Consider the following 20,265-nt stretch of genomic DNA (forward strand, 5'->3'; position numbering starts at 1 on the left):
AATGAAGAAATGATGGAACAGAACAAAAAGAATTTACGGAAGCAAGTCGCAGTCTATGAGAAATCAAGTTTACCTGCTAGTATTTGGCAGCTGCTAAATACCCTGATACCTTTCTTTGGATTATGGGTGCTTGCCTATAATAGTCTTTCGATTTCTTACATACTTACCATAGGGATATCAGTAATTGCTGCGGGATTCTTGGTGAGGACATTTATTATTTTCCACGACTGCTGCCATCACTCCTTTTTTAGGAATCGGAAAGCGAATGCTATTCTCGGGACCATCACCGGAATTTTGACGGTTTTCCCCTACAACCAATGGCAGCATGATCATTCTGTTCATCACGCAACGAGTAGTAATTTGGATAAACGGGGAACAGGCGATATCTGGGTACTCACGGTGGATGAATACTTAGCGTCAACACCATGGGAAAGATTAAAATACCGAATGTATCGAAATCCACTTGTTATGTTTGGATTAGGTCCGATTTACGTTTTCCTGCTTAAAAATCGCTTTAATCGAAACGGTGCACGTTTAAATGAACGTATTAACACGTATGTAACAAATGTTGGGATATTGACTATTTCGGCTGTTTTTTGTTTGACATTAGGGTGGAAGCAATTCCTATTGGTGCAAGGTCCAATCTTTTTAATTTCAGGGTCATTGGGAATTTGGCTCTTTTATGTGCAGCATACTTTTGAGGATTCGTATTTTGAGGAAGATAAGCATTGGGAATACGTAAAAGCAGCTGTTGAAGGCAGTTCCTTCTATAAGCTTCCAAAGATTTTTCAGTGGCTGACTGGGAATATTGGCTACCATCATGTTCACCATTTAAGTCCCAGGGTACCAAATTATAAGCTGGAACAGGCACATAATAATACACTTCCGTTACAAAATGTTCCAACGATCACTTTGGCAACAAGTTTAAGCTCACTTAAATTCCGGCTTTGGGATGAGCAGAATAAGAAGTTTGTTGGATTTAAGGAAATAAAGGTCCTTGTAAAAAAACAAAAAGATTATCTAAGACCAGAGAAAGCCTAAAACGACAAGTCCCTTTAATAGGGGCTTGTCGTTATTTCTGTTCTAAATTAAGGTATTAATCGAATACATACTATAAATGAAGTTAAAGGTTAATTGTGGTAAAATTAATATGATTAACTATTTTAAGCTGAAAATGAGGTTCTTTTATGTTCAAAGAGTATATGACATTCCAGAAAAATAGTGGTATATCACCTTATATTTGGACAATACTTGGCATATTACCATTCTATTTTATTTTCCAAACATCCTCGCCTATTAAAATTGTCGTTGGAATTATCCTTACGATTCTCTTTTTTATCTTCTATCGAATTGCATTTTTTGCAAAAGGTTGGCCAGTATACCTCTGGACTTTCATCTTAATCGGTATTTCTATCACATCAACCAGTCTTTTCAGCTATGTTTATTTTGCCTTTTTCCTCTCTTATTTTATCGGTAATATTAAGGAACGGAAAACGTTCTTAACCCTATATTTTATTCATTTGATTAGTACTTCTGCCTCTATAAACTTCAGCATAGTACAAATGGATGAACTTTTTCTTAAGCAATTGCCCTTTGTTATCATCATTTGGATAAGTGTCATTTTGCTTCCATTTAATATTCATAACAAAAAAGAAATGGGTCAGCTTGAGGAGAAACTTGAGGATGCTAATAAGCGGATTTCTGAACTGGGAAAGTTAGAAGAGCGGCAGCGAATTGCCCGTGACCTTCATGACACATTAGGTCAAAAGCTTTCTCTCATTGGTTTAAAAAGTGATTTAGCAAGGCGATTAATTACAAAAGATCCGGATCAGGCGCGTAATGAATTAAAGGATGTACAGCAAACAGCAAGGACCGCGTTAAGTGAGGTAAGAAAAATGGTGTCTTCCATGCGTGGGATTCGTTTAAAGGATGAGATTGTCCGGGTGAAACAAATATTGAAGGCCGCAGAAATCACCTTTGAGGGAAACCAAGATATTTCAATAAAAAATGTTCCCTTATTGACAGAGAACATTCTTAGCATGTGCTTGAAAGAGGCCGTAAACAATGTGGTTAAACATAGTGGTGCCAGCTCCTGTTCGATTTCCATTGAGCAATCGTGGAAGGAAATGGTCATGACTATCCATGATAATGGTGTATTTAAAAGTGAAGGGGATAAAGAAACGAGAGGGAGCGGTCTTTTAGGAATGAAAGAACGCCTTGAGTTTATTAATGGCAGCTTAGAGATTCTAACAAAAGAAGGTACAACCTTAGTCATCAGAGTGCCCAATGACGTAAAGCCATCAAATAAAGAGGAGGCGTAAAAAATGATTAAAATTGTAATAGCAGAAGACCAGCAAATGCTGTTGGGCGCCTTCGGTTCTCTTCTAAATTTGGAAGATGACATGGAGGTAGTAGGGAAGGCTTCTAATGGGGAAGAAGCAGTTTCATTGGTCCGGAAGCATCAGCCGGATATTTGTATCATGGACATTGAAATGCCAGGAAAGACAGGCCTTGAAGCGGCAGAAGAGTTAAAAGGGTTAAATTGCAAAGTAATTATATTAACAACATTTGCCCGAACTGGTTATTTTCAGCGTGCCCTAAAAGCAGGAGTACGAGGCTATTTGTTAAAGGACAGTCCAAGTGAAGAGCTGGCAAGCTCCATCCGTCGTGTAATGGAAGGAAAACGCATTTACGCACCTGAACTTATGGACGATGTCTACAGCGAAGAAAATCCACTTACAGACCGCGAAAAAGAAGTACTTGAACTAGTTGCAGATGGCAAAAACACACAAGAAATCGCAGAACAACTCAGCATCAAAACAGGAACCGTCCGTAACTACATCTCAACCATACTAGATAAACTCGACGTAAAAAATCGAATCGAAGCCATCAAACAATCCAAAGAAAAGGGATGGTTCAAATAATTGCGGTGCCTGTCACCGCTCGTGGACACTATCCACCCCATGTGGACAGTTTAGACTGAATATTAAGATTGATTTATTGAGGCATCACCTTCGTGTAATTAAACACTTGGGGATGTCTTTTATTTGTATAAAATTAGGCAAACTAGTTATTGACCTTAACGTTACGAAAAGGTGTATTGTTTACTTATGAGGAGGTGAACGCATGGAATATACCATACAAAAACTAGCTAGTCTCGCAGGTGTTAGTACCCGAACACTCAGATACTATGATGAAATTGGAATTCTTAAGCCGGCAAGAATCAATTCATCTGGATATCGGATTTATGGTCAGGAGGAAGTCAATCTCCTGCAGCAAATCCTATTCTATAGAGAGTTAGGGGTAGGCTTAGACATCATCAAGGACATCGTAAGTGCGCCATCCTTTGATGGTGCAAAAGCACTGCTGGAGCATCGTGAAAAACTCCTCGAAAAAAGAGAACAACTGAATTTATTAATCGCCAATGTCGATAAAACAATAGCAGTAACAGAAGGGAGAATGACCATGTCAAATAAGGAAAAATTTGAAGGCTTTAAGAAAAAGCTGGTTGAGGATAACGAGAAAAAGTATGGCAAAGAAATCCGTGAAAAATATGGTAAGGATACAGTTGAAGCGTCTAATGCCAAAGTGATGAACATGACGCAAGAACAATATGAAGAGGTTACAGCGTTAGCAGACCAATTGCACGTTACCCTTGCGGAAGCCTTTAATACAGGAGACCCCGCTGGTGAATTAGCCCAAAAGGCTGCTGATTTACACAAGCAATGGTTAACTTATTATTGGAAAGAATACAGCAAGGAAGCCCATGCAGGTCTAGCACAAATGTATGTAGATGATGAAAGGTTTACAGCTTATTATGACAAAGAACAACCAGGTACAGCAGAATTTTTAAGAGAAGCCATTCATATTTACACTGGGCAAAAAAAATAAGTGTAAAAACTCACCCTTAGTATGGTTAGGGTGAGTTTTTTCTTTGCTCTACAAAAGTGTAGAAGAAGTCAGCATTTTATGGACAGATAAACGGGAGATACAGTGTACAATATGTTGAAAGGCGATATATAAATGGAGGAAATATCCAATTTAGGAATTAAAGGAAGAAATAACTATTAAATTTATAAAGAAAAAGAAACCGGCTAATGATTAAATCAGCCGGTTTTACTTTTTGAATAAGTTAACTAGATAATATTTGGTGATTGCGAGATATTCCCGGCCATATGATTTTGGAATGGCTATAGTTGGCGTTTTAGCGGGAAGACCTTCTAAATTCAGTCCTTGATCTCGGGCAATAGACTTTGCTCGATAAAGGTGATAATCATTTGAAACGAGTAATCCAGTTTGCAGATTATCAGGAATTAGTTTTTTGGAAAATCTGATATTCTCCACTGTGTCTGTTGATCTATCCTCTAATAAAATTCTGGCACTATTAATTCCGTGCGAAAGTAATCCTCTTTTTATCGCTTCCGCCTCGGTAATATCTTCTCCTGGTCCTTGGCCCCCAGATGCTATTGCAATCGTTTCTTTATTTTTCTTCATATAGTTAGCAGCAGCGTCAATCCGATATTGAAGAGCTAACGAAGGTACTTCACCTTTTACCCGGGCCCCAAGAATAATGATATAGTCAGCATGATAAGGTACTTCTAGATTCGTATGTTCCCTAATCTTGATATGTAAGGAAGCAAAGTATAAAAGTATAATAAGAACAAACATGCTAATACCGATAAAAAAAGTCTTCCGTGAATTCATAGCTTTCAATCCAATCCTCTATGATTAATCTAAACTTCTATTTATCTTACCATAGTTTTCCAAATGAATAGTCAAAAAAATTTATGCATACCTAAATTATTTACATGAATTAACGCGATAAAGCTGGATACAGGGATTTCAACTGATATTGTTGTTTAATGAACTAATGTGGTATGCAGAATAATGCATGATATTTGTACTTTCATGCATGATTTTATGTAAGCGTTTCCGAAAATAATGGTAAAAAAAATCTATGAAAAACTGAAAATTGAGCTATTTTCTTATTGAATAATTATTACATCGTATGTATAATGATTCATTATAAAGGAAACGCAGGAGATGAATTAAATGAAAGCAGCAATAATTGGAGGAACTGGTTACGGAGCAATCGAATTGATTCGTTTGATTCAAAATCATCCACATTTAGAGATTGGTACAGTTGTTTCTAACTCGCAATCAGGTACAAATTTTAGTGATAGTTATCCACATCTTTCAAACATTGTTAATATATCTCTTGAAAAATTTGATGCTGAAGAAATAAGTAAGCAAAACGATATTGTATTTCTTGCAACTCCCTCTGGCGTAAGCAGCAAATTGGTGCCAGAGCTTATTGATAAAGGAATAAAGGTTATCGACCTTTCAGGTGATTTCCGACTAAGGTCACAAAATGAATATGAAACTTGGTATAAGCATACTGCTCCAGCAGAGGAATATTTGAGTAAAGCAGTTTATGGATTGAGTGAGATTTACCCAGAAAAAATTAAAGAGGCAGACCTAATTGCCAATCCGGGATGTTACCCGACTGCTACTACCCTAGGTCTATTGCCAATCTTGAAAGCAAATTTAGCAGACAAAAAAAGCATTATTATTGATGCAAAGTCAGGAGTATCCGGTGCAGGTAGAGGTCTTTCCTTAACATCCCATTTCGCGGAGATTAATGAAAATATCAAGGCATATAAACTAGGCGCACACCAGCATATACCGGAAATTGAGCAAGTACTTAAAGATGAGACTGGAAGTTTGATTACCGTCTCATTTTCAACTCACTTAGTTCCGATGAACAGAGGAATTATGATTACAGCCTACGTAAATTTAACGGGGAATATTTCAACGAGTGAGGTAAATGAGTTATATAGAGAATTTTACGAAAATCAACCTTTTGTACGGGTTAGGCCGATTGGGATTTATCCCGCAACAAAAGAAGTACAAGGAAGCAACTACTGTGATATTGGTTTACATGTTGATCCTCGGACCAATCGTCTTACAATCGTATCGGTAATCGACAATTTAGTCAAAGGTGCTGCAGGGCAAGCAATACAGAATGTAAACATAATGAACAATTGGGATGTCACGACGGGACTTGATAGTATCCCAATGTATCCATAATGATAAATTTCTAGATAACAAGATTAGTAACTAGGGGGAAATTAAATTGATGCCAGCTATTTCAAATAAAGAGATTGTTAAATTAGAAGAAGGAAGTGTCACTTTGCCGCAGGGGTTTGTAGCTGGTGGCATGCATTGCGGAATTAAAAAGAAGCGTCTTGATTTAGGGTATATAGTGTCCGAGGTTCCGGCAACAGTTGCTGGCGTATATACAACAAACATTTTTCAAGCAGCACCCCTTTTAGTTACCCAAGAGAGCATTGCGAAAGAAAATAAAATTCAGGCTGTCATTGTCAATTCTGGTAATGCCAATGCCTGTACAGGGGAACAGGGATTGTTAGACGCATTTGAAATGCAAAAAGAATTTGCTAACGAGCTAGGTATCCAGGAGCACCTCGTTGCCGTTACATCAACTGGTGTTATCGGTGAACTAATGCCAATGGATAAAGTAACAACTGGGATTAAACAAATCCTCAACGCAGAATATGAAAACGAACAAAACTTCAAACAAGCGATCTTAACAACTGACACTTGCATCAAGCAAGTTGCGGTTCAAATGAAAATAGATGGAAAGACAGTAAGCATTGGCGGTGCGGCTAAAGGATCTGGGATGATTCATCCGAACATGGCAACCATGCTTGGATTTGTCACTACAGACGCCAATATTGCGTATGAAGACTTGCATACTGCCCTAAAAGATATTACAAATCAAACCTTTAATATGATTACAGTTGATGGAGATACAAGTACAAATGATATGGTCTTAGTTTTAGCAAACGGTTTAGCAGGTAATGATCAGTTAACAAAAGACCATCCTGATTGGGAACTTTTTAAATCAGGCTTAAAACTAGTGAGTGAAGAGCTTGCGAAAAAAATTGCCAGAGATGGTGAAGGAGCTACCAAGCTCGTTGAAGTTCAAGTTAATGGAGCTTACAGTCATGAAGCAGCAAGAGCAGTTGGAAAATCCATTATTTCCTCAAATCTTGTGAAAACAGCAATCTATGGAACTGACCCGAACTGGGGAAGAATCGTTACAGCAATAGGTTATTCAGGAATACCAGTTGAGCCTAATGCATTAGTAGTAGCGATTGGTCCTTACAAAGTATTCGAAAATGGCTTGCCATGTTCGTTTGTGGAAGAAGAAGTAAAAGAGTACCTAGAAATGGAAACAGTTAAAATTCTTGTTGAACTCAACCAAGGGGAAGAAAGTGCAACGGCATGGGGCTGCGATTTAACCTATGATTACGTGAAAATCAACGCTTCCTACCGCACATAAGGAGTGGGACTAAAATGAAATATATAGTCATTAAGTGTGGCGGAAGTGTGTTAGAAAATCTGCCAAAGACTTTCTATGAAGATGTGATATCCCTCCATCAAAAAGGAGAATGGACACCGATTATTGTCCATGGCGGCGGTCCACTTATTAATAAATTGTTAAAAAACTTAAATGTAGAAACTACCTTTGTAAACGGGTTAAGAGTAACCAATCACGAGGTATTAAATATAGTGGAAATGGTTTTGAGCGGGTCAGTGAATAAACAGGTTGTCCGTAATATTATTGAGGCTGAAGGCAGTGCTCTTGGGGTTAGTGGTGTTGATGGAAGTTTGTTAAAAGCCATTCCGACTTCAGATGAAAGTTTAGGTTTTGTTGGAGAAGTCGTTGAAGTGAATACCGCTGTCATTGAAAGTATTGTATCCCAAGGACATATACCTGTCATTTCACCTATAGGGATTGGTACAGATGGTCAGCGCTACAATATAAACGGAGATGTTGCAGCAAGTGCTGTTGCCAAGGCATTAGGAGCAAACCTTTGTTTTATCAGTGATATACCTGGAATCTTAGTAGAAACTGATGGCCAAAAATCTAAATTAGATAAGGTTAGCAAAGCAAAAGTGGAAGAACTAATTGAAAATAAAACCATCTATGGCGGAATGATTCCAAAGGTCAAAGCAGCAATTGACGGATTAGTTCATAAAATACCGATGGTTGGTATCATTGACGGATTTGAAAAAAATAGCTTGATAGATTACGTGAACGGTGAAAATATCGGTACAAAAATTGTTTTAAAAGAGGAGATAGCATAATGACCATTAATACTTCCGTCTCCCCAATTTCGCCAGTAATGGCTACGTATAGCCGCTTTCCTGTTACATTGGTTAAGGGGAAAGGAAGCTATGTATGGGATGATAAGGGGAATAAATTCTTAGATTTTACTTCAGGTATTGCAACCTGTAACCTGGGCCATGTCCCAGATGTCGTAAAAGAAAAAGTAGAGGAACAATTGCAGAATTTATGGCATTGTTCAAACCTATATAACATTCCAAATCAGCAGGAACTAGCGGCTCTTCTTACCGCTAATAGCTGTGGGGATCAAGTATTCTTCTGCAATAGCGGAGCGGAAGCAAATGAGGCAGCCATTAAGCTGGCAAGAAGATACGCACAGAAAGTGAAAGGAACAGATTCCTTCGAAGTTATAACCTTTCAGCAATCCTTCCATGGCAGAACATTGGCAACATTATCTGCAACAGGGCAGGAAAAAATCCAACAGGGGTTTGCTCCATTGGTCCAAGGATTTAGTTATCTGCCATTTAATGATATCAAAGCACTTGATCAACTAAAAACACTCCAGCCTGCAGCTATTTTACTGGAACTCGTCCAGGGCGAAGGTGGAGTCATCCCTGCAAATCCGGACTGGGTAAAGAAAATTGCCGAAATCTGCGAAGAGAAAGACATCCTTTTAATGGTAGACGAAATTCAAACAGGAATCGGCCGGACCGGTACACTGTTTGCATACGAACAATACGGTATTGAGCCAGATGTTATTAGTGTAGCAAAAGGTCTTGGTTCAGGGTTCCCAATTGGTGCCATCATTGCAAAAGAAAAGGCAGCTAAAGCATTCGAGCCTGGTTCACATGGAAGTACCTTTGGCGGCAATCCATTAGCAACTGCAGCTGGAGTCGCAACTATATCCCATATCATTGAAAGTAAACTATTGCAACATGTTAATGAAATTTCAGTGTACTTTGATGAACTGTTAACTAAATTAAAAGAAAAGTACACTTTTATAGAAGATATTAGAGGAAAAGGTCTCCTAAAAGGGATCGTTGTCGGAAATAATGCTCCTCAAATTGTTCAAAAAGCAATTGAAAATCAACTGTTGATTTTAACTGCGGGGCCAAATGTTGTTCGACTGCTTCCGCCATTAACGGCATCTAAAGAAGAAATGAACGAATTCACCAATGCATTGGAAAAAACATTCCAAAGTATAGAGAAAGGCGAGTGAGTGTTTTGGAACTAGGATATCTTACTTTGGAGACCGGAGAAGTTTTTGAAGGAGTACTAATAGGTGCAAACAAGGATTCAATCGGAGAAGTTGTATTTAATACAAGCATGACTGGCTATCAGGAGATCATTACAGATCCTTCTTATGCAGGGCAACTCATTACTTTCTGCTATCCGATTATTGGAAACTATGGAATCAATGCGATGGATGATGAATGCATTTCCCCCTCCTTAGCTGGGGTGGTTATTGGAGATTTATGTGAAACTCCAAGTCATTTTCAATCCATTAATAAATTCTCTGAAAAGCTAATGCAGGCAGGTGTTCCAGGGATTGCAGGTGTAGACACAAGATTACTTGTAAAAACAATCCGCAGCCGAGGAACAGTAAAGGGTTATTTAAGTAAGGCTAAGCAAGAGACTTTTGATGAAAACAAAACAATTCCATTTTGGGTAGAAAAAGTTTCTACTAAAAAAATGCAATATTTTAATAATGAGGGACCACATGTTGTCCTTATCGATTTTGGATTTAAAAAGTCAATACTAAACGCATTGCTAGATCAAAATTGTTCGGTTACCATCGTCCCATTTAATACACCTTTTGAAAAGATCAAAGCCCTAAAGCCAGATGGTGTGTTATTAAGCAACGGCCCTGGGGACCCAATGGCGCTAAAACAATGGTTTCCAGAAATCAAAAAAATTACCCAGAACTTTCCTACTTTAGGTATTTGTCTAGGTCATCAGTTAATTGCCCTTGCATATGGAGCGAAAACGGAAAAACTTGCCTACGGACACCGTGGCGGCAATCATCCCGTTAAAGAATTAGCAACAGGTAAAGTAAAAATTACTGCTCAAAACCATGGATATGTTGTGGTCGATGAAAGTATTGATACCCAGGTTTTTCAAATCACGTACAGAAACGTTAATGATAAATCCATTGAAGGGTTAAAGCACCGCCGCTTTCCGATACAGACCGTGCAATTTCACCCGGAAGCACACCCAGGACCAAGTGACACCCAATACATTCTTGAAAATTTTGTATATCAGATAAATTCCGTGGGAGATAAACGTTATGCCATTAAATAAAAACCTTAAAAAAGTATTAGTAATTGGATCAGGCCCCATCGTAATCGGGCAGGCAGCTGAATTTGATTATGCGGGAACACAAGCCTGTATCGCTCTTAAAGAAGAGGGAATACAGGTGGTTTTAATCAATAGCAACCCAGCAACGATTATGACGGACGAAAGTGTTGCCGATAAAGTATATATCGAACCATTAAACGTTGAAACCATTGAAAAAATTATCCAAAAAGAACAGCCTGATGGAGTTATTGGTACTTTAGGTGGTCAAACTGGTTTAAATCTAACAGTTGAACTCTATGAAAAAGGTATTCTTCAAAAATACAATGTAGAGCTGTTAGGAACCTCTGTAGAATCGATAAAAAATGGCGAGGACCGTGATCGGTTCCGCAGTTTAATGATAGAAATTGATGAACCAATCCCGGAATCAGCGATTATTCATACCTATGAAGAAGGTGTATCGTTCGTAAACGAAATAGGTTTTCCCGTTATCATCCGACCTGCCTATACACTAGGCGGCCATGGCGGAGGCTTTGCACATACAGCTGAAGAACTTGAAAATGTTCTGAAGAAGGGTTTAGCAGCAAGCCCGATACATCAGGTCCTGGTTGAGAGAAGCATTAAAGGCTGGAAGGAAATTGAATATGAAGTTATAAGGGACGCCAATGATACGTGTATCATTGTTTGCAATATGGAAAATATGGACCCTGTTGGCGTTCATACAGGTGATTCCATTGTTGTCGCTCCATCGCAAACATTGACAGATGTTCAATACCAAATGCTGCGAAATTCTTCTTTAAAAGTCATTAGAGAATTAGAGATTATTGGCGGTTGTAACATCCAGTTTGCTCTTAATCCAGAATCCAACCAATATTGCATTATTGAAGTAAATCCAAGGGTAAGTCGTTCATCCGCATTAGCGTCAAAGGCTACCGGTTATCCGATTGCTAGAACGGCAGCTAAATGTGCGGTTGGTTATCATTTAGATGAGATTGTGAACCCAATAACAGGTAACACCTTTGCATCCTTTGAACCAGCGATTGATTATATAGTGGTTAAGCTTCCACGCTTTCCATTTGACAAATTTCCTGAAGCAGACCGTACATTAGGAACACAAATGAAAGCAACCGGGGAAGTAATGGCGATAGACCGGACCTTTGAAGGGGCACTAAATAAGGCAATCCGTTCGATGGAATCAAATACATTTGGACTTTGTCTGGAATCAAATAAAAATGTAGATAATGAGGTCTTATTTGAAAAACTTGAAAGACCAAATGACCAAAGACTATTTATGATTGCAGAAGCATTTAGAAGAGGCATTTCTCTTGAAAAAATTAAGCAATTGACGGAAATTGATTCATGGTTTTTATACAAGATTAGCTCCATCGTTTCTTTAGAAGTAGAATTGGCTTCTTATGGATGGACTGATGTACCACTTTCTTTGTTAAAGACAGCAAAGCGCCACAATATTTCCGATAAACTGCTATCGCAAATTTTTAGAAAAAATGAAAAGCAAATAAGAAGTAAATGGAAAGAACTCAACTGGAAACCAGGCTATAAGATGGTCGATACCTGTTCTGCAGAATTTGACGCGGTTACCCCTTATTACTATTCAACTTGGCTTGGAGCTGATGAGGTGGAGGTAACAAACACGAAGAAGATTCTAGTGCTAGGGTCAGGACCCATCCGTATTGGTCAAGGAATTGAATTCGATTACTGCTCTGTACACGCTGCAAAGGCGATTAAGAAAATGGGCTATGAAGCAGTAGTAATCAATAATAATCCAGAAACAGTTAGCACGGATTATTCTGTGGCTGACCGCCTTTATTTTGAACCGTTAACAGCTGAAGACGTTCTTACCGTTATTGAAAAAGAGAATATTGAAGGTGTGTTAATTCAGTTTGGTGGTCAAACAGCGATTAATTTAGCACATGATTTAGAAGAAGAGGGAGTAAAGATTCTAGGCACAACAGTTGAAAATGTTGACCGATTCGAGGATCGGGAAGAATTTTATCAGTTGCTAGAAGACTTAAACATCCCGCATATCGTTGGCAAAATCGTGCACCATAAGGATGAATTACTAGAAGCAGCAGCAAATCTAGGCTATCCAGTGTTAGTTCGTCCATCCTACGTTATTGGCGGTCAATCGATGTTTACTATTTTTTCTGTGGAAGAACTGGACTATTACATTAAGCAGCTCGAGGAAAACAACTCACAGGAAAAAATGTGGCCTTTATTAGTGGATCGCTATATGCCAGGACTTGAATGTGAAGTCGATGTGATTAGTGATGGAACAAATGTAGTTGTCCCAGGTATCTTTGAACATATCGAAAGAGCAGGAGTCCATTCTGGAGACAGTATAAGCATTTTTCCACCTATTTCAATAGCAAAAGAGATAAAAGAAACATTAATTGATTATGCTGAAAAAATTGCTAAAACTGCACCAATTGTAGGCATTATGAACATCCAATTTGTTATTTATCAGGACGAGGTTCTTGTTTTAGAAGTAAATCCACGTTCTTCTAGAACAGTTCCAATCATGAGTAAGGTTACAGGAATTCCGATGATTGAGTGGGCCGTAATGGTTCAGTTGGGAGTATCCTTGGATTCACTATCAAGTGTAAATGGTTTATTAGCGGAGCCGAATTATTATTCCGTAAAAGCACCTGTATTTTCAAGAAGCAAGTTAAAGGGAGTCGACCACGTACTAGGGCCGGAAATGAAATCAACAGGTGAAGTGTTAGGTTTAGGAGCAACCTTCCATGAAGCACTCGAAAAGGCTTCCCCTACAACAAGTGGTGACACAGAGAACTATTTATTCTGTTCGATATCCGATCGGGAAAAAACAGCCAGCCTTCCAATTCTGCAACAATTTGTGAATGAGAATTACAAGCTATCTGCAACAGAAGGGACAGCAAAATTCCTTCAAGAAAAAGGCTTTACAATTGAAAAGGTTATTAAGGATAATGAAGATGTAAATGAACTTTTCAAAAATAATACCATTCAAGCGGTCATTAATATACCGAACCAAGGAAGAAATAAAATTAAATTTGGTTTTTACATTCGTGAACAAGCAACCCGCTACAATGTACCGGTATTTACTCATCTAGATACAGTTGAAGCGATGATTAATCTCCAAACTCAATCGATTACTCATACAGAGGTACGCACAGTAACGGAATATTACAATATCAAAGAGAGCGGTGTGGAGCATGTCAAATGTGATTAAATGGGACACAAAGGGTGTGTCAAAGCAGCCACAATTAAAAGGCAAGGATTTCTTATCCTTGTCCGATTTTCATCCTGACGAGATTCTTTACCTTTTAGAGGAAGCAAAGGAACTGAAAAGCCTTCAAAAACAGGGGAAACCACATCCTTATTTGAGCGGAAAGGTTCTAGGGATGATATTTGAGAAATCTTCAACTCGTACTAGGGTTTCCTTTGAGGTAGGGATGCTCCAACTAGGGGGGCATGCGTTATTCTTAAGTTCGAGGGATATCCAGATTGGCAGAGGAGAAAGTATTTCGGATACTGCCAAGGTTCTATCAAGATATATTGATTGTATGATGATTAGAACATTTTCACACGAAACTGTGGAAGAACTTGCAGAGCATGCAACCGTTCCTGTAATCAACGGCCTAACTGATCTGCATCATCCGACTCAAGTAATGGCGGACTTATTAACCATTCAAGAGCATAAAGGCAAATTGGCAGGACTAAAAATGTGTTATTTAGGAGACGGAAACAACAATATGGCCCATTCATTAATGGAAGGGGCAGCAAAAGTTGGAATGCATATCAGCATTGCAGGCCCAACTGGATATTTACCTGACGGGAAGATAACCGAAAAGGCAATTGAATTTGGCGAATTAACAGGAAGCAAAATTACAATTACAAATAATCCGGTAGAGGCGATCAAAGATGCGGATGTTGTTGTGACAGATGTTTGGACCAGTATGGGTCAAGAAGCAGAAACGGAAAAAAGACTAAAAGATTTAGGAGCATACCAGGTTAATGCTGAATTATGTCAGCACGCTAAAAAAGATTATATCTTTTTACATTGCTTACCAGCGCACCGTGGAGAAGAAGTAACCGCTGAAATCATTGATGGACCGCATTCTGTGGTGTTTGATGAAGCAGAAAACCGACTCCATGCTCAAAAAGCAATTTTAAAACTTTTACTAGAATAGTAGATTTTATTTGGATTGTTATGTATAATAATTCTATTGATTGAATATTAATTCATATAGATACGAGGAGATAACAAAATGGCAAAGGAAAAAATCGTTTTAGCTTATTCAGGTGGATTAGATACTTCAGTTTCTGTTAAATGGATTCAAGAGAAATATGGCTATGATGTCATTGCACTAGGTCTTGATGTAGGTGAAGGTAAAGATCTAGAAGCAATTAAACAAAAGGCATTGGATGTAGGAGCTATTAAAGCTTATATGATTGATGCAAAAGAATTGTTAGCACAAGAATATATTTTGCCAGCTTTAAAGGCAAATTGTTTATATGAAGGAAAATATCCATTATCTTCTGCACTATCTCGACCGCTAATTTCAAAATTATTGGTAGAAGTGGCTGAAAAAGAAGGGGCAAAAGCTGTTGCTCATGGCTGTACAGGAAAAGGGAATGACCAAGTTCGTTTTGAAGTTTCAATTCAGGCGTTAAATCCAAGTTTAAAGGTTGTTGCACCAGTTCGTGAATGGGGCATGACGCGTGATGAAGAAATTGAATATGCACAGGAAAATGGAATTCCAATACCTGTTAATTTAGACAATCCTTTCTCAATTGATGCGAATATCTGGGGACGTGCCTGTGAAGCAGGTGTCCTAGAAGATCCATGGGCAGAGGCACCTGAAGCTGCTTTTGACTGGACAGCACCAATTGAATTAACTCCAGACCAAGCTGAATATCTTGAAATTGAATTTGAGCAAGGTGTTCCTGTTGCATTAAATGGTGAGAAACTGCCATTGGTGAAATTAATTGAAACCTTAAACGAACTTGGCGGCAAGCATGGCGTTGGTCGTATCGATCATATTGAAAATCGACTAGTCGGAATTAAATCTAGAGAAGTTTATGAAAATCCTGCAGCGTTAATTTTAATTAATGCTCACAAGGAATTAGAATTCTTAACACTAACGCGTGAAGTAACACAATTCAAAACCCAAGTAGAACAGCAAATGGCAAAAATCATCTACGAAGGACTTTGGTATTCACCAATAAAACCAGCTCTCGATGCCTTTATTAATGAAACGCAAAAGGTAGTTACTGGTACTATACGAGTGAAACTCCATAAAGGAAACCATACAGTTGTCGGTCGTAAGTCACCAAACAGTCTTTATAATGAGGAATTAGCAACTTACTCCAAAGGTGATGCCTTTGATCACAATGCTGCTGTTGGATTCATCAAAATTTGGGGACTGCCTACAAAGGTTTATTCTGAGGTAAATAATAAAGGAACGATAATGAAATAATAATCGGGTGCCCTCGAAACCTTTTCGAGGGCAAACTTGTTAGTTTTTAAGGAGGAGCAAGAATGTCCAAATTATGGGGCGGACGCTTTACAAAAGAAACGAATAAGCTTGTTGAGGAATTTACAGCTTCCATTTCCTTTGACCAAAAGCTTGCAAAAGAGGATATTGCCGGCAGTATGGCACATGTTCAAATGCTGGGTGAATGCGGCATTATTCCGACTGAGGATGCTGAAAAAATAAAAGCAGGACTGCTTGAAATTAAAAAGATGGTTGACCAAAATGAGGTTGAGTTTTTAGTAGAAGATGAAGATATTCATATGAATATTGAAAAGTTATTGATTGAAAAAATTGGACCCGTTGGCGGAAAGCTACATACAGGTCGCAGTCGAAATGACCAGGTTGCAACCGATATGCACCTTTACCTGAGAACAAAGACAACTGAAATCATTAAATTACTTGAGGACGTTCAAGCTTCTCTGCTTGTACAGGCAAAAGAGAATGTTAATACATTAATCCCAGGTTATACTCATTTGCAGCGTGCCCAACCAGTGTCGTTCGCCCACCATGTAATGGCCTATTTCTGGATGTTTGAACGTGATAAAGAGAGACTGATTGATAGCTTAAAGCGTGTTAATTGGCTTCCACTTGGTGCCGGTGCGTTAGCTGGGACAACTTTCCCTATCAACCGTGAACGTGTTGCTGAGATACTTGGTTTTGAAACCATTTATCCAAATAGTATGGACGCGGTTAGCGACCGGGATTTTATTTTAGAATTCCTCTCAATTGGTTCCATCATTATGACCCATATTTCGAGATTATCTGAGGAGCTTGTGATATGGTCAAGCCAAGAGTTTCAATTTGTCGAGCTTGATGATTCTTTCTGCACCGGGTCTAGCATTATGCCGCAAAAGAAGAACCCTGATGTCCCTGAACTTTTAAGAGGAAAGACTGGTCGTACTTATGGGAACTTAATTGGCTTACTGACTGTTCTTAAGGGCTTACCGCTTGCTTACAATAAGGATCTCCAAGAGGACAAAGAGGGAATGTTCGATACAGTGGAAACACTTGAGGGATCGCTTATGCTATTAGCACCGATGATTGAAACGATGACGGTTAATAAAGATATTATGAGAAAAGCGATTAACAATGACTTCTCAAATGCAACGGATATTGCTGACTATTTGGTAAGAAAAGGTCTGCCATTTAGGGATGCACACGAAGTTATTGGGAAAATTGTTTTATATGCTATTCAGCATGGAAAATTCCTACTTGATTTAAGCTTTGAAGAATACCAAGAGTTCAGTTCGTTGTTTCAAGAGGATATTTATAAGGTTCTAGCACCAGAGCACGTTGTTGCCGTTCGAAACAGCTTCGGAGGAACATCACCGGAACAAGTGATAAAACAAATCGAGCTTGGCGAAGGAAAACTAGGGAAATAATCGAAAACCACCTTAAGGGTGGTTTTTATTTGTATTAATATCAAAAATATTAGATAATTTCCTCATTAGATTAAATCTAGGAGGAAACCAATGAAACTACGTGTCTCAGTTGTACAGTACCACTTACATACGATTCATTCCTTTGAAGAATTTGCCGCTCAATGCGAGCATTATATAAAAACGGCAGAGGAATTTGGAGCAGAGTTTGTCCTTTTCCCTGAGTTCTTCACTACACAGCTACTATCGATTGGAAATGGGCAGGGGCAAAGTCTGACAATCAATGACTTACCAAATTTCACCGAACAATACCAAGATTTGTTCTCGAATTTTGCCAAACAAACCAACATGCACATCATTGCTGGTACACATGTAATTGAAAAGGGCGGTAAGCTTTATAATACGGCTCATTTATTTTATCCAGATGGAAGGATAGGCGAGCAGGCAAAGCTGCATATAACTCCTACAGAAGTGAACGAGTGGAACATGGCTAAAGGTGACAGCTTTCAAATTTTTGAAACGGACAAAGGAAAAATTGCCTTGCTCACTTGCTATGACATTGAGTTTCCAGAAATTGTCCGCATGGCAAAAGCAAAGGGTGCTGATGTCATATTCTGCCCTTCCTGTACCGATGACCGCCATGGCTTCCATCGTGTCCGCTACACAAGCCATGCACGTGCAGTTGAAAATCAGGTTTATGTTGTTTTAACTGGTACCGTTGGTTCACTTCCAACAGTTGATTTTATGCGAGCTAACTTTGGTCAGGCCGTTATTATTACTCCAAATGATATTCCATTTCCGCCAAAAGGAATCCTTGTGGAAGGGGAATTGAATAATGATATGATTGTTACAGCCGACCTAGATTTAGACCTATTATACGAAGTAAGAGAACGAGGATCTGTCACAACCTGGCGTGACCGTAGAACAGATTTATATCCAGATTGGAAATAAGGGTGATCTGCCATGTATCATAGTCAATTTTACGTTTTTGACGGAGATAAGCCAATTCCGGTGACCATTCGCAATTACACGCAAGAAGATTTTGATCAGCTGATTCAAATTCAATCAGAATGTTTCCCACCACCATTTCCATCAGAGCTATGGTGGAATAAGGAGCAATTATCCAATCATGTCACGTTTTTTCCAGAAGGGGCTCTATGTATTGAGGTAGATGGTGCATTAGCTGGTTCCCTTACAGGTCTGTGTGTGAATTTTGATCCAAACCATATGGAACATACATGGGAGGAAATAACCGACCAAGGGTACATTAAAAATCATAATCCAAATGGGGACACACTCTATATTGTGGATATCAGTGTACGACCAAAGTATCGAAAACTGGGCTTAGGAAAACTGTTGATGCAGGCAATGTATCATGTCGTGATTCAGAAAAAACTAGTACGGCTGCTTGGCGGAGGCAGAATGCCTGGTTACAAAAAGAAAGCGGATACGATGAAACCGGATCAATATTTACAAGAAGTGATGGCAGGGAATTTGAAGGACCCTGTGATTACCTTTTTACTCCGCTGTGGAAGACGGCCAATTGGAATCGTAAAAGATTACCTGGAAGATGAAGAATCTTGCAATTATGCAGCTTTAATGGAATGGAAAAACCCATTTTTTATAAAATAAAGGAGGCTTATAAAATGGAATATAAACGCATTACAAGTATTACGGATCCGAATTTTAAAAAACTACATGATTTAATGAAAGAAATTTTCCCTCCTGAAGAAGTTCTAGAGTATGAGTTGTGGAAGGAGCCTTTAGAGGATCCGGGTATCCGTGTTTTTGTTGCAATTAATGGTGACGAAGTTGTAGGTGCAACAGAGTACAGATATTATCCAGATTGGAATATTGCGATGACTGATTTCACAATTATTAGTAAACCAGGTCTTAGCCTAGGAAGATTTTTAGCACAGAACCGCTTAAAGGACTTGCAAAAGCTGGCTAATAATAATGGAAAAGAACTTTTTGGTATGTTTGCAGAAATTTATGATCCTTATCGAGTAGGTCATGAATTTGGCGGTGTGAGGGTAATGGATCCTTATGTTAGGCGAGAAGTCCTTTCACATTTAGGTTATAAACGTATTGATCTAGACTATGTACACCCGTCTTGGGAGAATAATGGTGAAGCCGTTAAGGGACTGGATTTCTGCTTCATGCCAATGAACGATGAGCTAGAATCAATTCCAGCATCCCTTGTTGCTGATTTTCTAACCACTTATTACTCGATTCTTTCAAACAAGCCGAAGGAATGGATTGATATGATTGAACAATTGAGGAGTAAAGAGATCATTTCCTTATTACCACTATAAATATCAAAAAGAAGCAGGAATCCTGCTTCTTTTTTGCAGCTATTCAAACTGCTTTTTAAAAAGGGTTATTTTCTTTTTTTGTTTGTAACGCGCTGGTTGGCTGCATTTGCTCGTGCCATTGCCTCTAAATCTGCATGATCAGCAAATTCAGCAGAATACTCCACATCTTGTCCATCCGATTTCATGTTCTTCGGTACCTGCGGGAGTGATGCTTTGTTTTTATCACGAGAATTACTTCCACGAGAACGGCCCATTACAAAAACCCCTTTCAATGTCAGCTAAAAGGAACTGTAAAGGTTCCCTTTACTAGCTTTTACAAATAATAAGAGTTCATGAATGGAAAAAACTCCAACTTATAAACGAGTCTTTTTGTCGTGAAAGCCGCCTGCACGATCTGCCATTTTAAACTCACGCTGATAGGATACTTCCTGCATACTTGTTAGTGAATATTTACCTCTATCCTTATCTTTTTTCTTTTTTTCTGCCATATTGCTCATTCCTTTCAACATTTTTTTGTTAATCGTTAAAAAGCTTATGGTAAAAATTAAGCACATTTTCCATTTTTGCCTTTTCGATCAGGAATG

General features: G+C 38.6%; 19 protein-coding genes. 16 read left to right on the forward strand and 3 right to left on the reverse strand.

The window, feature by feature from the left end; translation table 11 throughout:
• The first annotated feature begins 9 nt into the window (after positions 1-9).
• The 4 genes from desA (at position 10) to J2Y03_RS11060 (ending at position 3,891) form a co-directional block, all read left to right on the forward strand.
• Positions 10-1,041 carry a Delta(5) desaturase DesA gene (desA, locus tag J2Y03_RS11045; RefSeq protein WP_310194021.1) on the forward strand — a complete coding sequence of 344 codons (1,032 nt, stop codon included), beginning with the start codon at positions 10-12 and terminating at the stop codon, positions 1,039-1,041.
• Between the two features lie 146 nt (positions 1,042-1,187).
• Positions 1,188-2,321, forward strand: coding sequence for a sensor histidine kinase (locus J2Y03_RS11050; protein WP_132096761.1), 1,134 nt, complete (start codon positions 1,188-1,190; stop codon positions 2,319-2,321).
• A gap of 3 nt (positions 2,322-2,324) precedes the next feature.
• Positions 2,325-2,924: a response regulator transcription factor gene (locus J2Y03_RS11055; protein WP_132096760.1), complete on the forward strand. Its 600-nt coding sequence runs from the start codon at positions 2,325-2,327 to the stop codon at positions 2,922-2,924.
• A gap of 202 nt (positions 2,925-3,126) precedes the next feature.
• On the forward strand, positions 3,127-3,891 hold the full coding sequence (locus J2Y03_RS11060) for a MerR family transcriptional regulator (RefSeq protein ID WP_310193898.1): 765 nt from the start codon (positions 3,127-3,129) through the stop codon (positions 3,889-3,891).
• Between the two features lie 225 nt (positions 3,892-4,116).
• On the opposite strand, the gene J2Y03_RS11065 is transcribed toward J2Y03_RS11060, so the two are convergent.
• Entirely contained in the window at positions 4,117-4,704 is a 588-nt protein-coding gene (locus J2Y03_RS11065) for a YdcF family protein (protein ID WP_310193901.1), read from the reverse strand.
• Between the two features lie 348 nt (positions 4,705-5,052).
• On the opposite strand from J2Y03_RS11065, the gene argC reads away from it, so the two are divergent.
• From argC to J2Y03_RS11125, 12 genes are all read left to right on the forward strand, one after another.
• Positions 5,053-6,090 (forward strand): N-acetyl-gamma-glutamyl-phosphate reductase, encoded by a 1,038-nt coding sequence (gene argC / locus J2Y03_RS11070; protein WP_310193903.1) that lies wholly within the window; start codon positions 5,053-5,055, stop codon positions 6,088-6,090.
• A 49-nt stretch (positions 6,091-6,139) separates the two neighbouring features.
• Complete coding sequence (gene argJ / locus J2Y03_RS11075) at positions 6,140-7,366, forward strand: bifunctional ornithine acetyltransferase/N-acetylglutamate synthase (RefSeq protein WP_310194024.1); 1,227 nt, start codon at positions 6,140-6,142, stop codon at positions 7,364-7,366.
• Between the two features lie 14 nt (positions 7,367-7,380).
• A complete protein-coding gene (gene argB / locus J2Y03_RS11080) occupies positions 7,381-8,175 on the forward strand; it encodes an acetylglutamate kinase (protein WP_310193905.1) in 795 nt (264 codons plus the stop codon).
• Complete coding sequence (locus tag J2Y03_RS11085; RefSeq protein ID WP_310193908.1) at positions 8,175-9,374, forward strand: acetylornithine transaminase; 1,200 nt, start codon at positions 8,175-8,177, stop codon at positions 9,372-9,374. Before argB ends, J2Y03_RS11085 begins: the two co-directional genes overlap by 1 nt.
• A gap of 5 nt (positions 9,375-9,379) precedes the next feature.
• The gene (locus tag J2Y03_RS11090; RefSeq protein WP_132096771.1) at positions 9,380-10,456 is read left to right on the forward strand and encodes a carbamoyl phosphate synthase small subunit; all 1,077 of its coding nucleotides are present in this window, start codon (positions 9,380-9,382) and stop codon (positions 10,454-10,456) included.
• Positions 10,443-13,679, forward strand: coding sequence for a carbamoyl-phosphate synthase (glutamine-hydrolyzing) large subunit (carB, locus tag J2Y03_RS11095; protein WP_310193911.1), 3,237 nt, complete (start codon positions 10,443-10,445; stop codon positions 13,677-13,679). Before J2Y03_RS11090 ends, carB begins: the two co-directional genes overlap by 14 nt.
• Positions 13,663-14,640 carry an ornithine carbamoyltransferase gene (gene argF / locus J2Y03_RS11100; protein ID WP_310193914.1) on the forward strand — a complete coding sequence of 326 codons (978 nt, stop codon included), beginning with the start codon at positions 13,663-13,665 and terminating at the stop codon, positions 14,638-14,640. Before carB ends, argF begins: the two co-directional genes overlap by 17 nt.
• A gap of 78 nt (positions 14,641-14,718) precedes the next feature.
• Complete coding sequence (locus J2Y03_RS11105) at positions 14,719-15,930, forward strand: argininosuccinate synthase (protein WP_132096752.1); 1,212 nt, start codon at positions 14,719-14,721, stop codon at positions 15,928-15,930.
• Between the two features lie 62 nt (positions 15,931-15,992).
• Positions 15,993-17,369: an argininosuccinate lyase gene (gene argH, locus J2Y03_RS11110; protein ID WP_310193919.1), complete on the forward strand. Its 1,377-nt coding sequence runs from the start codon at positions 15,993-15,995 to the stop codon at positions 17,367-17,369.
• Positions 17,370-17,459: 90 nt separating this feature from the next.
• Entirely contained in the window at positions 17,460-18,317 is an 858-nt protein-coding gene (locus J2Y03_RS11115; protein WP_310193922.1) for a carbon-nitrogen hydrolase family protein, read from the forward strand.
• 12 nt (positions 18,318-18,329) lie between these two features.
• Entirely contained in the window at positions 18,330-18,998 is a 669-nt protein-coding gene (locus J2Y03_RS11120; protein WP_310193924.1) for a GNAT family N-acetyltransferase, read from the forward strand.
• A 14-nt stretch (positions 18,999-19,012) separates the two neighbouring features.
• Complete coding sequence (locus J2Y03_RS11125) at positions 19,013-19,681, forward strand: GNAT family N-acetyltransferase (protein WP_310193927.1); 669 nt, start codon at positions 19,013-19,015, stop codon at positions 19,679-19,681.
• A 65-nt stretch (positions 19,682-19,746) separates the two neighbouring features.
• Here J2Y03_RS11125 and J2Y03_RS11130 read toward each other — a convergent pair whose 3' ends face one another.
• A complete protein-coding gene (locus J2Y03_RS11130) occupies positions 19,747-19,935 on the reverse strand; it encodes a YfhD family protein (protein ID WP_132096747.1) in 189 nt (62 codons plus the stop codon).
• A 99-nt stretch (positions 19,936-20,034) separates the two neighbouring features.
• On the reverse strand, positions 20,035-20,169 hold the full coding sequence (locus J2Y03_RS11135) for a YfhE family protein (protein ID WP_081825373.1): 135 nt from the start codon (positions 20,167-20,169) through the stop codon (positions 20,035-20,037).
• Positions 20,170-20,265 lie beyond the last annotated feature (96 nt).

Source organism: Neobacillus niacini (assembly GCF_031457145.1).
GTDB lineage: Bacteria > Bacillota > Bacilli > Bacillales > Cytobacillaceae > Neobacillus > Neobacillus niacini_J.